Source organism: Variovorax sp. SRS16 (genome assembly GCF_901827165.1).
Classification (GTDB): Bacteria; Pseudomonadota; Gammaproteobacteria; order Burkholderiales; family Burkholderiaceae_C; genus Variovorax.
This window is the reverse complement of sequence record NZ_LR594666.1, coordinates 2,211,861-2,225,781: the sequence shown is the minus strand read 5'-3', so window position 1 is coordinate 2,225,781 and position 13,921 is coordinate 2,211,861. Positions and strand designations below refer to the sequence as shown.

Genomic DNA, 13,921 nt, shown 5'->3' with positions numbered 1-13,921 from the left:
TTCAGAACTCGAGAGTGGATGCGATGCAGTGCGGAGGCTGGTCCCGCACCCTATGTCCTGGGCGGGCGGCGCAGGACCGGCACGAAGTTGGTCAGCTTGCCCCGCCTGACCAGCAAGGCGACGACATCGTCGTCCTGCGTGGCCTGGAGGGCGGAGTCGAAGTCCTTCAAACTGGCGACTGCCGTCCCATTGACACCCACGATCATGTCGTCGAAGCGCAGGCCAGCAAGCCGCGCGAATCCGGAGGCCGATCTCACGTAGATCCCGGCGGGAAGCATTCCAAGGCTCTGGCCCGTGCCGCGCTCGGCGAGGGCGAGCCCCAGCCGGGCATCGTTGTCACTCTGGGTCACGGCGGCAGGCCGAGGCAGGTCTTCAACCGCCTCGGCGACGCGGACCTTCAGCTGAACAAGGGCCTTGTTGCGCCAGATCGCCAGCGCCAACTCGGTCCCTGGACGCGCCGCAGCGACCCGCTCTTGAATGTCGGGATATGACATCCACGCGGCGCCGTCGATGGCAAGAATGACATCGCCGCCGCGCAGACCGGCATACGCCGCACCACCCTGCGGTTCGACGCGGATGACCAGGGCGCCAAGGGCACGGTCGAGACCAAAGGCCGGCGCGAGTTCGGGCGTGAGGGCTTGACTGGCGGCACCGATCTGTCCGCGATGCACCCGACCGGTCGAGCGCAGCTCTGCGGCGACTCGCATGGCAAGGTCGATGGGCAAGCTGAACGACGCACCGCCATAGCCGCCGGTCGAATAGATCATCGAGTTCACGCCGACGACTTCGCCCCGAAGATTGAACAGCGGGCCGCCGGAGCTGCCGGGGCTCAGCGCCACATCGGTCTGGATGAAGGGCACGCCAGCGCCGCCAGGAACAAAGCGCGGGTTCGCACTGACGACACCCGCCGCGACGCTGTTCTCGAATCCGAACGGCGCGCCCATCGCGGCCACCCACTCCCCCGCGCAAGGTCCTGATCCGCTGCCGATGAGCGCCGCCGGCAGCCTCGATGCAGCAATCTTCAGCACCGCGATATCCGTGCGGCGATCGAGCCCGACCAGTACCGGGCGGAAGCGCCGCTCGTCCGGAAGGACGACCGTCATGTCCTGCGCGCCCGCAACCGCGTGGGCAGCAGTCAGGATGTAGCCTTCCTGATCGATGACGAAGCCGGAGGCCAGCGATCGGTCCGGTGGCGAGGTCCATTGCGCCGGGATGCCACGCGACGGCACATCTTCCGAAGGCGCGGCGCCCACATTCCATTCCTCCGTGCCCGAGGCCAGAACCCGGACGACGGCGAGTGATTCCCGCGCCACGGCGGAGACGAAATCTCCCGCTCGCCCTGGCGCCTCGGCGCGCTGCGCGCAGGTCGATTCACGCGGCCGGGCCGTGTCCGCTGCCGCGAGTCCCACGGCACCTATCCCCAGGACGACAGCGACAAACGCGTGCTTGAACCAGTCCATCTTGCTTGGTCTCCACGCGCCTCAGCGCACCAGCAGGATCGGTACCGAGCACTTTGCCAGCACCTTGGTGGCAACCGAGCCGAGCACCAGGTTCGCGAGGGCACCGTGCCCATGCGACCCCATGACCACGAGATCGAAGCGGCCCTGTTCCGCACGCGCGGCGATGAGGTCGGCCGGATGTCCGATCTCGTACGCGAATTCCGCATCGATACCTGTCGTCCCCATCTGCGTGCGGATGGGGTTCAGGACGACGCTCGCATCGTCTTCGTAGTAGCTGCGGGTCAACGCGGGCCCTGCGAACGCCGCCGCGCGATGGGGCACCGGCAGGACCGCATAGAAGGCCGTGTAGGCGTGACTTGCGCCGAACAGGTCGCGGTGCGAACCCAGGTAGGAGAGCATGCGCTGCGTGTATTCGCTGCCGTCCACCGCCAGAAGTATTTTCATGATGAACCTTTCCTGTCTATCAGGCTTCCGCGCCCAGCCCGATCGGTGCCGGGACGATGCTGACGATGCGCGTGAAGAGCGCCCGGTATGGCTCGTCGGGCTCGCAACCCGTGAGCGGATCCCGGTTGGCAAGGAATGCGCGGTCCAGCTCGGCCCAGTCCTCCTCGGTCAACGCGCGTTCGGCCAGCGGCAGGATCTCCTTTTCCTCCAGCGCCATGTGCGCCAGGTAGAAATCGACATAACGCTCGACGGCCGTTTCGAAATCCTGCCGGCGAGGCTCGCCGAGCATCTCGAAGGCAAGCAGCGCGTGCTCGACGTCGCGGATCCTGCGCTCGCCGCGTTCATGGTCGTCGTCCAGCCGGTCGAGGAGTTCCCTCGACAGCGGTGTTCGTGCGCGAAGCTTCGGGAACAGCAGCTGCGACTCCTTGCGGTGATGCCGCTTCTCCGGAAACTCGTCGACGTAGAACAGCATGGCGCGCAGCGCAGCGAAATCGGGCAGCGTGCCGCGACGCCGGTGCTGGGCCAGCAACAGCAGAATGGATCGAAGCATCGCGGCCAGCGCGGCGTGCTCGTCGCGAATGATTCGAGTGGTGGTGTGCGTCATGCGAGGCTCCGGGTTGAAGCCCCGAGCGTCGCCCCTGTGGCTGCGCGTTGCCTTGTCGCAGATCAAGGACTGCGGCTCTTCTCATGCTTTGCCCGTCGCGTCGAACGCGAAAACCGCAGGCTTCGGCTTGCCGGCGCGCAACAGATCATCCAGCAGCGAAGAAAGCGACAGATGCCCAGTCAGCACGCTCGACAGGCTTGGCGCACAACGCGCCTGCAAATCGTCGAAAGGCGCCCACCGAAACGCATCCATCTCCGGCCGTACGCGGCCCTGGCGATCGACATAGGTACTCACGCACACGCATTGGCGCGTGTCGAACCGCTCCATCAGAACGGCGTAGAGCAGCAGCTCCTTGTGGCGCAGATAGTCGAAGCGTCCGAGATCCAGAAGTTCGTTGGCCTCCAGCCTCAAGCCGCACTCCTCGCGCGCTTCGCGTACGGCCGCCTGGGGACCGGCCTCGGAGCCGGCGACTCCGCCCTTGGGAATGTCCCAGTAGCGGCTCCCCGTAGCGTGGCAAAGGAGCAGCTCGCCTGCCGGATCAAGCACGAGCACGCCGCAGCTGGTGGTTTTCATCATGTCCATGAAAACCGCCATCCAATCACGATGACTTGATCGATGTCAAAGCACCGCACGAACCGCCTTCCATACTGCCTGCACCTCAACCGCAAGCCCAAGGAGCGCATCATGTACCAGCGAATTCTCGTCCCCGTCGACGGCAGTCCGACCTCCCGCCGGGGGCTGGACGAGGCGATCCGCCTCGCCAAGCTCACGCACGGAAAGCTGCGCCTGATGCATGTCGTCGACGAGCTCTCGTTCAGCTTGGCCATGGATGCCTATGCCGGCTACGCGGGCGACTGGCTCGGCGAACTGCGTGCCGGCGGTGCCCGCATCCTCGAGGCGGCCAGGGCGACAGTGGCAGCCGCCGGCATCGAGGTCGATACCGTGCTGCACGACACGTTCAGGAACTCGGTCCATGAACTCGTGACGGCCGAGGCGGCCACCTGGCCTGCCGACCTGATCGTCGTCGGCACCCATGGCCGCCGCGGCGTCGGACGGCTGGTGATGGGCAGCAGCGCGGAACACATCCTGCGCTCTGCGAGCGTCCCGGTGCTGCTGGTGCGCGCACCCGAAAGCGCGGACAAGCCGCAAGCAAGCGCTGACGGCTCCACCCATGTGAAGCTGCCGAGCGCCGCCCTGACGATGGAGTGATGGGCCGCGCTCGATGCACTGACCGCACCGCGGCGCCGAGCCATTCCGATTCGGATTTCACGGCAGAAGAAATCCCGTTCGCCAAGGAGGCTTCGATGAACCAAGTACTCGTGATCAGCTATTCGAATACGGGCACCTGCCGCCGCCTGGCGCAGTTGCTATGCGGCCAGCAGGACTGGCTCTGGGCCTATCGGCTCGCAGGGCCGATGCGAAGCGTCGTGACGTCGCGGCGCGATCAGCTGCCGCGCGTTGCCGTGGTGTCCGCCATGGGGGGTCAGGGCGCGCCCCGAACGCGGTCGCCGAAATCGGTGCGCTGCTGGGTCGCTCTCCCCTGCTGAGCACGGCTTTCACGGCGCGAGAAGTCGAGGACGGCAGCTGCGCAGCCCGCCTGCAAGCCTTCGGCACGGCGGTGGAGACATCGCAGAACACGCAGACCGCCACCCGCGCAGCCGCCTGGTCGCCACAGGCGGCCTGATCGAGGTTGAAGGGTTCGGCCCGAACGATCTCGGATCGGGCGAAGAAATCGACAATCTTTGTCGGCATGGTCGGCTCCCGGTTGGCCTTGAGGAAACAGGAGACAGCTTCGGCGTTCAAGCTTCAACGGCGACATGGGAAGGTGCCGGCTCTGCGCCCGCCGCCCGGGCTGCGTTCGCCTCAGCGGCCTGGACGACCCTGACCAGCAATACCGGCACCGGGGCGACGCGCAGGATCTGTTCCGCGTCGCTGCCGAGCAGTGCCCGGCCGATGCCGCGGCGGCCGTGGGTTCCCATCACGATGAGTTCGGCATTCCAGGTCTTCGCCTGTTCCACCACGAAGTCCGAAACGCGACCTGCCGGCGAGGTGAAAAGAACGCTCTCGGCCTGCACGCCGGCCTTCGCCGCACGCTCCCTGCCTTGCTGAAGGACCTGCTCGCCGGCCTGTTCCATCAACGGAATCAGGTCCGAGCTGTAAGAGGCGAAGGTCTCGAAGCCGGACACGTACTTCAGTTCGTCCACGACGTGAACGATCCTGAGCGTTGCGCCCGTGAGCCTGGCCAGACGGACGGCTTCGTCCAGACCGAGAAGAGAAGTCGTGCTGCCGTCGATGGGAACCAAGATTCGTTGATACATGGCGGTATGGCTGCTGGTGCAGGTGTGGATGGATGGGCATCAGTTTCCGCCCGGCGAATCCGCACGGTCTTGACGCGCATCAAGGCGCCGCGTTGACCTGGCGCAAACGACTTGGTGCAAACGACTTGGTGCAAACGGGCCCAAGAATCGATTCGCTCGCCCGTGCGACCGACGGCGGGCATTCCGTGCATCGGCCCGAAAGGAAAACAACCGACTTTCCGATGCTGGTGGAGATGTCGGCCATCTCCAGCTTCGAAGCGTCGATGCAGAAGCTGCGGCAGTACGGCGAAGGCGTGCTGGCCGAGGCCAAGGCCAAGGCGTTGGAAGCCGGCATACAGGCCGACGCGGTATTGCGCGAGGTCATGCAGGGCCGGGTCGCCGACATCATCGTCGACGAGGCCCAGACGGCAGCGTGCGACTTGATCGTGATGGGAACGCATGGCCGCCGCGGCTTCAGCCGACTGGCACTCGGCAGCGATGCGGATCGGGTCGTTCGAAGCAGCCGGGTGCCGGTGCTGCTGGTGCGCGACGAAGCGGCAGATGCCTGATCGCGTGTCGGTGTTCAGGCGGCGGCTCATCCGGTGCGTCGCCTTTGCGGGCCTGCTCGCCGCTTGCGGCGCCGGCGCGGCACAGCCTACCGCGACATCGGAGACGACCGCCTTCGCCGCGCCCGGCACCTACGTGCTCGAAGGCCGGCATCTTCGCCACGATGCTTGATCCAGCGCAAGACGATTCGCGCCGGGCGTTCCTACAGTGAGCTTGCAGGCACGGCGTGCCTGCCGTTCCACCCCATTTCAGTCGAAGGAATTCCATGAAGACCGATGCACAACTCAGAGACGATGTCCAGGCCGAGCTGACCTGGGATCCTGCGATCAAGGCCACCAACGTGGGCGTGATCGCCAAGGACGGCGTGGTCACCTTGACCGGCCACCTCGGCTCCCATGCCGAGAAGTACGCAGTGGAGCGCGCCGCGCAGCGCGTGAAGGGGGTGAAGGCGCTCGCGGTCGAGCTGTCGGTCAAGCTGGCCCCCGCCTATGAACGCACCGATGCCGACATCGCCCTGGCAGCCGAACGCGCGCTCGAATGGAACGTGCTCGTGCCCGACGGAAAGATCAAGCCCATGGCAGAAGGCGGCTGGATCACCCTGAACGGCGAGGTCGAATGGGAATACCAGCGCCGGGCCGCGGAGACGGCGGTGCGCAATCTGCTCGGCGTCACCGGCGTCAGCAACCTCGTCAAGGTCACGCCGCAGGTCAAGCCCTCCGAGGTGGAAAAGAACATTCGCGACGCCCTGGAGCGCCAGGCCGACCGCGAGGCCAAGGCCGTCTCGATCAGCGTGAATGGATCGAAGGTCACCCTGCGCGGCAAGGTCCATTCCTGGGCGGAATTCAATGCGGTGCAGAGCGCCGCCTGGTCGGCGCCCGGCGTTGCAACCGTCGTCAACGACGTGCTGGTGGACGCCTGAGCATGCGCGTTGCGTCGATCAACGGCGGGAAATACATGGCCTGAGCCCGAACTTGCGAAAGGATTGCAATGAACCCCGACATCGAACTGAGGCACGAGGTGCTTGCCGCGCTGAACTGGGACCCGCAGGCTTGCTGCGCGGACGTCGACGTGTGCGTCGAGGACGGCGCGGTCACGCTCACCGGACAGCTGGTCAGCATCGATCTGAAGCGCGCCGTTGAATGCGCCGTCCGGCGAGTGAAGGGCATCAAGACCCTGGTGAACGAGCTCGTCGTGCGCGGTGTGCCCGAGCCTTGCCGGCGCGATTCCGACAGCGCATCGGCGGGCGGCGTCGGACAGCTCGAGGCCGGCGCGGCCTGATAGCACCATGCGCGCCATGGTCCTGGAGACGCCAGGCCAGCCACTGCGCCTGACACAACGGGCATCGCCCGAGCCCGCGGGCAGCGAGGTACGCCTGCGCATACTGGCCTGCGCCGTGTGCCGCACCGATCTGCATGTGGTCGATGGCGATCTGCCACTGCCGACGCTGCCGATCGTGCCGGGGCACGGGATCGTCGGCGTGGTCGATGCGCCCGGTGCGCAAGTGACAAGGCATCGCATCGGCGATCACGTGGGCGTGCCATGGCTCGGCCATGCCTGCGGGCATTGCAGCTACTGCCACGACAAGCTGTGTCGGCGCATCGAAGGCGACTTCCTCCAGCGTCACGGTCATTGCGATGCCGGCGCCGAGCCCGAAGTCGCGCGCCAGGATGTCCAATGCTGCCACCAGGCTGAGGTTCGCGAGGGCGGATGGACACAGGCCTTCGACAATCCTGCTCTTGAGTGCGATCCCGCTGTTGAGCGGTGTCGGCGAGATGTTTCAGACGCCGGGCGATGTTGGGCGACAGGGAGCCCAGACGCGCGCCAAGACTCGCCACGTCCAGTTTGGCGGCGGTCAGGATCGCACCGAGCTCATCATGCAGTTCGCGCGCCAAGTGCGCGCGCTCCTGTTCGCGTGCACGTTGCAGATGGGTGGCGAGTTCCGCGAGGCGCACCGAGCGCTGACGATCTGGTTCGGAGCTGGGTGTCATACGGGTTCCTTTTGCATGGATCGACTCGGCGGTCTTTCTGCATACTCTCGCGCCCGCGGAACGATGGATCTGATCCAGATCAATGAATACGTCCGGAACGGCTGGCAAAGGGCCGGCGGATGCCGCCTAAGGCCGAGACTTGACCCCGGTCAAGCCGGCGAGTTCTTCTTGCCCCTACGCTTGCCGCATCCACAACCCGGAAGGGCGGAGCGCCATGGACTCCATCAAATCCATCCTCGTGCATCTCGATGGCACGGCACGCGCACAGGGCCGCATGCGTCTTGCCCGTCAACTCGCGGACATTCATCAGGCCTCGTTGACCGCGCTGTTCGCGGTCGCGCCACGCTATCTGCCCCTGCTGCCGCTGGCAGGTGGCGTGCCGTCGGTACCCATGCCTGCGGAAATAAACCCCGACCATCGGGCCCGCGCGGTCGCCTCGTTCGAAATCGAGAACAAGGCCGGCGCATCCGCAAGCCACTGGCTGGAACTGTCCGGCGAGCCCGTCGTCGAGACCTTCACGCGCCGTGCCCTGTGCTCCGATCTGCTGGTTCTCGGCCAGCGGGATCCGGCGGATGCAGATGGCTTCGACGTTCCCGGCGACCTCGCCGAGGCAGTCATCGTCGACAGCGGCAGGCCGGCCATCATCATTCCCTTCGCGAGTCAGGCCCTGGCCGCGCCGCAGACGGTGCTGGTGGCCTGGAAGGCTACGCGGGAATCAGCCCGTGCGCTCACTGCCGCCCTGCCTTTTCTCCGGCAAGCGCGGCAGGTCCACCTCGTGTGCGCCGATGGAAGCGGCGACGAGACGCAGGCGGTACCCGTCCAGGTTTCCGAGTGGCTTCGCCTGCACGGCATTTCGCACCCACACGAGCACCGCCAGATCAGGGATCGCCATGCCGGCGACGATCTGCTGTCGCGGGCGGCGGAGATCGGCGCCGATCTGATCGTCATGGGCTGCTATGGGCACAGCCGTATGCGCGAACTGGTGCTCGGAGGCGCGACGCTCACCGTCCTGGATTCGATGACGGTGCCGGTGCTGATGGCGCACTGACGGCTTTCGTCCCGGTGCTCCGCAGGCATTGTGGGCAGCCGGAGGGGCGATTACCATGCCCCGGTGACCGACCTTACCCACATTGCCGTCCTGGACGACGAGCACGACATCACGCTCCTGCTGGCCAACTACCTGGGCAGCCACGGCTATCGCGTCAGCCAGCTGCACTCGGGGCGGTCGCTGCTCGAATTGATGGGCAAGGACGCGCCGGTGCTCGTGCTCCTCGACCTCGGCCTGCCGGGCGAAGACGGTTTCGCGATCGCGCGCCAGCTGCGGGAGCACTGGCACTGCGGGCTCGTGATCGTGACCGGCCGTGGCGACGCGGTCGACAAGGTCGTCGGCCTCGAGGTCGGTGCCGACGACTATGTGACCAAGCCCTTCGACCTGCGCGAACTGCTTGCACGCATCAAGGCGGTGCTGCGACGCATCGCGCCGGCGACACCGGCCGTGCCTGTTTCGCGTCCTGCGCCGCGCCCGCTGCTGCAGTTCGCGGGCTGGGAACTCGACACGGCCGCGAGACGGCTGCTCAGGCCCGGCGGTGCCGAGGTGACGCTGACTTCGGGCGAGTTCGACCTCCTTCATGTCCTGAGCACCCATCCCGGCCGCGTGCTGTCGCGCGACTTCCTGCTCGAAAGCACGCGCGGACGCGAAAGCGGGCCCTTCGACCGGACCATCGACGTGCAGATCGGAAGATTGCGTCGCAAGCTCGAGACCGATCCGGAGCGTCCCCAGATCATCAAGTCGGTGCGCGGCGCCGGCTATCTCTTCGTTCCCGGCGTCGAAACGGCGTGATGACGCAAGGCCCCGTCATTCCGGGCTTCGACGACGGCACCGTTTTCCGCTCGCTGTTCGCCGCCTACCCCGATGCGCTGCTGCTGGTCGATCTCCATGGCGTGATCGTGCTGGCCAATCCGGCGGCGCTCGACCTGCTCGGCTACGAAGCCCGGGAACTGCTCGGACTCTCGGTCGACGTCCTCGTCCCCGATGCCATCCGGCCGCGCCATGCGGCCTACCGCAACGCGTATGCCGATCAGCCGCGCACACGTCCGATGGGCATGCAGATGGACCTGGTGGCAAAGCGCCGCGATGGCAGCGAGGTGATGGTCGAGATCGCGCTCAGTCCGCTCAACGACCATGGCCTGCCGTTCGTGGTGGCCGCGATTCGCAGTGTCGGCGCCTATCCCCGGGTCAAGCAGGCCCTGCAACGGGCGCGCTATGCCGAATGCCTGGCGCAGTTCGGGCGCCTCGCGGTGCAGGCGCCCCACACGCAACGGCTGCTCGAACAGGTCCCGCTGACCGCGGCGGACGCGCTCCAGGTCGAATCGGCCAAAGTGCTCATGCTGGAGCCGAGCGGCCTGGAGTTTCGGATTGCATCCGGTGTCGGCCTGTTGCCGGAAGAGAAGGTCGGGGATCGAATCCCGAACGAACTCGGCACTCCTTCGAGCTATGTCGTCGCGCAGGGCAAGCCGGTGCTGATAGGCGACTATTCACGGGACCAGCGATTCAGGATTCCGGCTCCCTACCTGCGGGCAGGGATGACGTGCGAGATCTCCGTGCCGCTGGCAGACCGCGGCCACGTGATCGGCATCCTGGCCGTGCGCTCGCGCACGGCGGGGCGATTCGGCGAGGACGAGGTCCGCTTTCTCGATTCGCTGTCGAGCCTGCTGGCCACTGTCCTGCAACGGGCGCAAAGCGAGGACGCCCTGAACCATGCGCAGCGGCTCGAAAGCGTCGGCCAGCTCACGGGCGGCATCGCCCATGACTTCAACAACCTGCTGACCGTGATCTCGGGCAATCTGCAGGTACTCGAAGAGATGCCCGCCTGCGCCGCCGACACATTCGCGCTGCAATTGATCAGTGCCGCCACGCGCGCGACGCGACGTGGCGCAGAACTCACGAGCAAGCTGCTTGCCTTCTCGCGGCGGCAGGTGCTCCAGCCGGTGGTGCTCGACGCCAGTGCCCTCCTCCATTCGCTGACCGACATGCTGCGTCGAACACTCGACCAGCGCATCACCATCACGCTCGACACGGCCCAGGTGCTTTGTCTGGCCGATCCGGTCCAGCTGGAATCGGCTCTGCTCAACATCGCCATCAATTCGCGCGATGCCATGCCGCAAGGCGGCACGCTGGCCTTCGCATGCCATGCCGAGCGCGAGCTGCCGCCGGAGCTTGACGCCGAGACGGCGCAGGCTCCGGCCGCCGGTTATGTGGCGATCTCCATCGCGGACACTGGCAGCGGAATGCCGCAGGCGGTGAAGGATCGCGCCTTCGAACCTTTCTTCACGACCAAGGAGGTCGGACGCGGCACCGGGTTGGGACTGTCCACGGTCTACGGCTTCGCACGGCAATCGCGTGGTGCCATCCGGCTCGACAGCGCGCCGGGCGAGGGCACGACCGTCACGCTCTACCTGCCGCGCATCGAGCCGGACGATGGGGGCCAGCATGGCAACGAGGACGTTGCCGGCGGCAGCGTGCCGCGAGGGCTGCGCGTGCTGCTGGTGGAAGACGATACCGAGGTACGCAGCGTCGTTCAGAGCTTTCTGGAATCGATGGGCTGCGAGGTGCTGCCGTGCGGCGATGCCCAACAGGCGCTCATCGCCCTCGCATCCGGCTCGGGTGTCGGACTGTTGCTGACCGATATCGCGCTCGGTGTCGGTATGCAGGGGACCGAGCTGGCCGACGAAGCACGCAAGAGGCGACCCGGCCTGGCCGTGCTGCTGAGGTCGGGATTCTCGGTCGAACTGCTCGAAACGCCGCCCGGTTGGGAGTTGCTGCGCAAGCCCTTTGCCCGGGACGAACTGGAACGCGCGATGACAAGGGCATTGCTCACCGCTCAATGAACAGGCGCGGCGCCCATCGGCGCCGCCGGGCCAGACACCACACGGCCCAACCCGCGGGCAGCGCGGCGGCCAGTGCCCATGCAGCCGGCATGGCAGGCAGGCCGAATACCGACCCGATGGCGGGCACGCCCAGCAGCAGCACCCAGACGATGCAGACACCTGCCAGCAGGACCATGAAGGCCGGATTGGCCCACTCCTGACCGCCGCGGATGCCGGCGAAAACAGCCTTTCGTCGCTTCGCCGCGGCGGCACGCGCATGCTGTCGTCCGGTGCGGGCTCCGCTTCGAACACCAGCGAACACGCGGGGTCGATCAGGAGTTCGAGCAGTACGACGTGAAGCGGCAGTAGCAGGACCGGCCCTCCCAGCACGACCGGGATCAGCGCGACACCGACGATTGGCACATGGACCGCAATGTGTCATGGACGCCAGGATTGCGACATGGGCATGGGCAGGCACCCTCAGAGTTCGCGCGAATCCCGATAGTCCGGCACCGTGCAGGGCCACGGATGGCGTTCCTCGATGGCCAGCCGCAAGGCGTCGGCCGCCACCGGCTCCCCGTGCGTGACGAATACCCGGCGCGGCGCCGGCTGCGCGCCGATCCAGGCCAGCAACTGTTCGCGGTCCGCATGCGCCGACAGCGTATCGAGGTGGGCCACCTCGGCGCGAAGGGGCACATAGGCACCATGGATCTTGACCGCTTCGGCGCCGTCCAGCATCGCCGCGCCGCGGGTGCCGGCGGCCTGGAAGCCCGCGAACAGGATCGTATTCCTGGCATCCGGCGCATAGGCCTTGAGGTGATGGAGCACACGCCCGCCGGTGGCCATGCCGCTGGCGGACACGATGATCGACGGACCCGTCAGCGCGTTGAGGCGCTTCGACTCCTCGATGGTGTTGACGATGGTGACTTCCTGACTCATAGCAGCGCATTGCTCTTCGGTCAGGCGATGTTCGTCGAGGTGGCTGCGCAGGAGCCGGGTTACATCGGCGGCCATCGGGCTGTTCAGATAGACCGGCATCTCCGGAATGCGACGCGCCTGCTTGAGCAGCCGGATGCAATGCAGAAGCGTCTGCGCGCGTCCGACGGCGAACGCCGGCACCACCAGCACGCCATTGCGCGCAGCAGTGCGGTTGATGATCTCGGCAAGCGTGCCGAGCGTATCGGCCTCGCGATGCCGCCGGTTGCCGTAGGTGGACTCCACCACCACGTAGTCCGCAGGTGCGGGCGCTTCCGGCGGGCGCATCATCAAGTCGTCGTTGCCGCCAAGGTCCCCCGAGAAAAGAATGCTGCCGCCACCCCAATCGATGCGGGGACTGCAGGCGCCGAGAATATGGCCCGCGCGACCGAGACGCCATGACCAACCGGGCCAGATCGAGATCTCCTTTTCGAAGGGAACGGTCTCGAAGCGCTTCAATGCAATGCGAGCCTCCTCCTCGGTATAGAGCGGGAGTGCCGGCTTGTGCTTCGAGTGTCCGTGACGGTTCGCAAAATCGGCCTCCTCCTCCTGCAGCCGGCTGGAATCAGGCAGCAGCAGCCGGCACAGGTCGCGCGTGGCAGACGTGCAGTACACCCTTCCCTCGAAGCCGAGCTTGACGAGGCGCGGCACATAGCCGCTGTGGTCCATGTGGGCATGGGTCAGCAGCACGGCGTCGATGCGTGCGGCATCGACGGGGAGCGGCTCCCAATTGCGCAGGCGATGCTGCTTCAGACCCTGGAAAAGTCCGCAGTCGACCAGCAGCCGCCGGCCATCGTGCTCCAGCAAATACTTGGACCCGGTGACGGTACCGGTGGCGCCGAGGAATTGGATGCGCATCGCTGTTCTCCTTGTCGGATGAAGCGTGGCACCGGCGCGCGGCGGCGCCTTGACCTCCATCAAGGCAGCCGTTTGCGGAGACCCGCTCGAGCATCCGTCGCCTCGATCGCTTGGGGCGTCGGCGCAGGTCGCCCGTGTGCATGAAAGCTTGATGCGCGTCAAAGCCCGCGACCCGGGGACAGCGCACGATTCATTGATCAAAGGAAAAAATCACATGAATGCGGATCATCGAATCGCCTTCCGGAGATCGCACCGCGGCGCCGTCCTGCGCATCGTCGTCGCGTCGCTGGCCACCGCGCTCACGCTGCTTTGGCTCGGACTGCGAGCGCTGGTGATATGGGTCACGCAGGACTGAAAGCGATCGAAGGAGGTGCCGAATGCCCATGGAACTGCTGCACAGGCTTGCGAACGCGAAACTTCCATCACCGATCGCGAGCCGCGACGAGATCGAAAAACTCCGAAGGCTCGATGCAGCCGGGCACGTCAAGGCACTGATTCCCGCGCCCCACTTCGATTGCGACGACTGTCTGCGCCAGGATCCCGCCACGGTTTTCGAGATCACACCGCGCGGACTCAGGGCATTGAACCGCAAATGGCTGACGCCCACCGGAGATGAGCCGCATTGCGATACCGTGCGCCGGGTTCCACGGCCCGGCGCCAAGCCAGCGCGCCGCAGTCTGTACGAATGAGCATCTTCGAGAGCACGGATGCCAGATGCGCGCCACGCTGTACCAGGCCGATCGGACAAATGCCGGCGCCCTGATCCAGCGCAAGTCGCATCGAATGCCGATCACTACAGTCGAAGCATCCCTCCCGGCGGGTCGGCCGACCGACCGACCCGCCCCAGTTCATCACGCAGGA

The 13,921-nt window shown here is 66.3% G+C and carries 18 protein-coding genes and 3 pseudogenes; 12 read left to right on the top strand and 9 right to left on the bottom strand.

The genetic code is table 11. The features are described 5' to 3' along the window. Positions 1-50: 50 nt before the first annotated feature. The 4 genes from E5P2_RS10815 to E5P2_RS10800 all read right to left on the bottom strand — a co-directional run bounded on the left by E5P2_RS10815 (position 51) and on the right by E5P2_RS10800 (position 3,090). Entirely contained in the window at positions 51-1,460 is a 1,410-nt protein-coding gene (locus tag E5P2_RS10815) for a trypsin-like peptidase domain-containing protein (protein WP_162567082.1), read from the bottom strand. A 21-nt stretch (positions 1,461-1,481) separates the two neighbouring features. Then, complete coding sequence (locus tag E5P2_RS10810) at positions 1,482-1,904, bottom strand: universal stress protein (protein ID WP_162567081.1); 423 nt, start codon at positions 1,902-1,904, stop codon at positions 1,482-1,484. A gap of 19 nt (positions 1,905-1,923) precedes the next feature. Continuing rightward, positions 1,924-2,508, bottom strand: a complete 585-nt coding sequence (locus tag E5P2_RS10805) for a hemerythrin domain-containing protein (RefSeq protein ID WP_162567080.1) — start codon at positions 2,506-2,508, stop codon at positions 1,924-1,926. Between the two features lie 81 nt (positions 2,509-2,589). Further along, positions 2,590-3,090 (bottom strand): NUDIX hydrolase, encoded by a 501-nt coding sequence (locus E5P2_RS10800; protein ID WP_232080656.1) that lies wholly within the window; start codon positions 3,088-3,090, stop codon positions 2,590-2,592. A gap of 102 nt (positions 3,091-3,192) precedes the next feature. On the opposite strand from E5P2_RS10800, the gene E5P2_RS10795 reads away from it, so the two are divergent. Continuing rightward, positions 3,193-3,717 (top strand): universal stress protein, encoded by a 525-nt coding sequence (locus E5P2_RS10795; RefSeq protein WP_162567079.1) that lies wholly within the window; start codon positions 3,193-3,195, stop codon positions 3,715-3,717. Between the two features lie 95 nt (positions 3,718-3,812). Then, the gene (locus E5P2_RS37705; protein ID WP_232080655.1) at positions 3,813-4,055 is read left to right on the top strand and encodes a hypothetical protein; all 243 of its coding nucleotides are present in this window, start codon (positions 3,813-3,815) and stop codon (positions 4,053-4,055) included. Between the two features lie 252 nt (positions 4,056-4,307). On the opposite strand, the gene E5P2_RS10785 is transcribed toward E5P2_RS37705, so the two are convergent. Continuing rightward, complete coding sequence (locus E5P2_RS10785) at positions 4,308-4,826, bottom strand: universal stress protein (RefSeq protein ID WP_162567078.1); 519 nt, start codon at positions 4,824-4,826, stop codon at positions 4,308-4,310. A 32-nt stretch (positions 4,827-4,858) separates the two neighbouring features. On the opposite strand from E5P2_RS10785, the gene E5P2_RS10780 reads away from it, so the two are divergent. From E5P2_RS10780 to E5P2_RS37700, 5 genes and pseudogenes are all read left to right on the top strand, one after another. Next, a complete protein-coding gene (locus tag E5P2_RS10780; protein ID WP_162567077.1) occupies positions 4,859-5,374 on the top strand; it encodes a universal stress protein in 516 nt (171 codons plus the stop codon). Further along, entirely contained in the window at positions 5,367-5,543 is a 177-nt protein-coding gene (locus E5P2_RS10775) for a hypothetical protein (RefSeq protein ID WP_162567076.1), read from the top strand. Before E5P2_RS10780 ends, E5P2_RS10775 begins: the two co-directional genes overlap by 8 nt. A 94-nt stretch (positions 5,544-5,637) precedes the next feature. Then, positions 5,638-6,291, top strand: coding sequence for a BON domain-containing protein (locus E5P2_RS10770; RefSeq protein ID WP_162567075.1), 654 nt, complete (start codon positions 5,638-5,640; stop codon positions 6,289-6,291). Positions 6,292-6,359: 68 nt separating this feature from the next. Further along, positions 6,360-6,650 carry a BON domain-containing protein gene (locus tag E5P2_RS10765; RefSeq protein ID WP_162567074.1) on the top strand — a complete coding sequence of 97 codons (291 nt, stop codon included), beginning with the start codon at positions 6,360-6,362 and terminating at the stop codon, positions 6,648-6,650. Positions 6,651-6,657: 7 nt separating this feature from the next. After that, positions 6,658-6,903: pseudogene (locus E5P2_RS37700) on the top strand (alcohol dehydrogenase catalytic domain-containing protein); the annotation flags it as partial. Between the two features lie 280 nt (positions 6,904-7,183). On the opposite strand, the pseudogene E5P2_RS38355 reads toward E5P2_RS37700, so the two are convergent. After that, positions 7,184-7,360: pseudogene (locus E5P2_RS38355) on the bottom strand (histidine kinase); the annotation flags it as partial. A gap of 139 nt (positions 7,361-7,499) precedes the next feature. On the opposite strand from E5P2_RS38355, the gene E5P2_RS10755 reads away from it, so the two are divergent. The 3 genes from E5P2_RS10755 (at position 7,500) to E5P2_RS10745 (ending at position 11,248) form a co-directional block, all read left to right on the top strand. Beyond that, complete coding sequence (locus E5P2_RS10755) at positions 7,500-8,408, top strand: universal stress protein (RefSeq protein ID WP_232080654.1); 909 nt, start codon at positions 7,500-7,502, stop codon at positions 8,406-8,408. 63 nt (positions 8,409-8,471) lie between these two features. Next, positions 8,472-9,200 (top strand): winged helix-turn-helix domain-containing protein, encoded by a 729-nt coding sequence (locus tag E5P2_RS10750; protein ID WP_162567073.1) that lies wholly within the window; start codon positions 8,472-8,474, stop codon positions 9,198-9,200. Beyond that, positions 9,200-11,248: a PAS domain S-box protein gene (locus tag E5P2_RS10745; RefSeq protein WP_162567072.1), complete on the top strand. Its 2,049-nt coding sequence runs from the start codon at positions 9,200-9,202 to the stop codon at positions 11,246-11,248. The genes E5P2_RS10750 and E5P2_RS10745 overlap by 1 nt, the downstream gene beginning before the upstream one ends. Here E5P2_RS10745 and E5P2_RS10740 read toward each other — a convergent pair. The 3 genes and pseudogenes from E5P2_RS10740 to E5P2_RS10735 all read right to left on the bottom strand — a co-directional run bounded on the left by E5P2_RS10740 (position 11,235) and on the right by E5P2_RS10735 (position 13,060). After that, on the bottom strand, positions 11,235-11,549 hold the full coding sequence (locus E5P2_RS10740; RefSeq protein ID WP_443083513.1) for a hypothetical protein: 315 nt from the start codon (positions 11,547-11,549) through the stop codon (positions 11,235-11,237). The two genes, E5P2_RS10745 and E5P2_RS10740, sit on opposite strands and share 14 nt — an antisense overlap. After that, positions 11,519-11,617 (bottom strand): annotated as a pseudogene (locus E5P2_RS38350) (hypothetical protein); the annotation flags it as partial. The pseudogene E5P2_RS38350 and the gene E5P2_RS10740, both read right to left, overlap by 31 nt. 90 nt (positions 11,618-11,707) lie before the next feature. Next, positions 11,708-13,060, bottom strand: a complete 1,353-nt coding sequence (locus tag E5P2_RS10735) for an MBL fold metallo-hydrolase (RefSeq protein WP_162567071.1) — start codon at positions 13,058-13,060, stop codon at positions 11,708-11,710. A gap of 49 nt (positions 13,061-13,109) precedes the next feature. On the opposite strand from E5P2_RS10735, the gene E5P2_RS10730 reads away from it, so the two are divergent. Beyond that, complete coding sequence (locus E5P2_RS10730; protein WP_162567070.1) at positions 13,110-13,415, top strand: hypothetical protein; 306 nt, start codon at positions 13,110-13,112, stop codon at positions 13,413-13,415. Positions 13,416-13,443: 28 nt separating this feature from the next. Then, entirely contained in the window at positions 13,444-13,749 is a 306-nt protein-coding gene (locus E5P2_RS10725; protein ID WP_232080653.1) for a hypothetical protein, read from the top strand. Positions 13,750-13,921 lie beyond the last annotated feature (172 nt).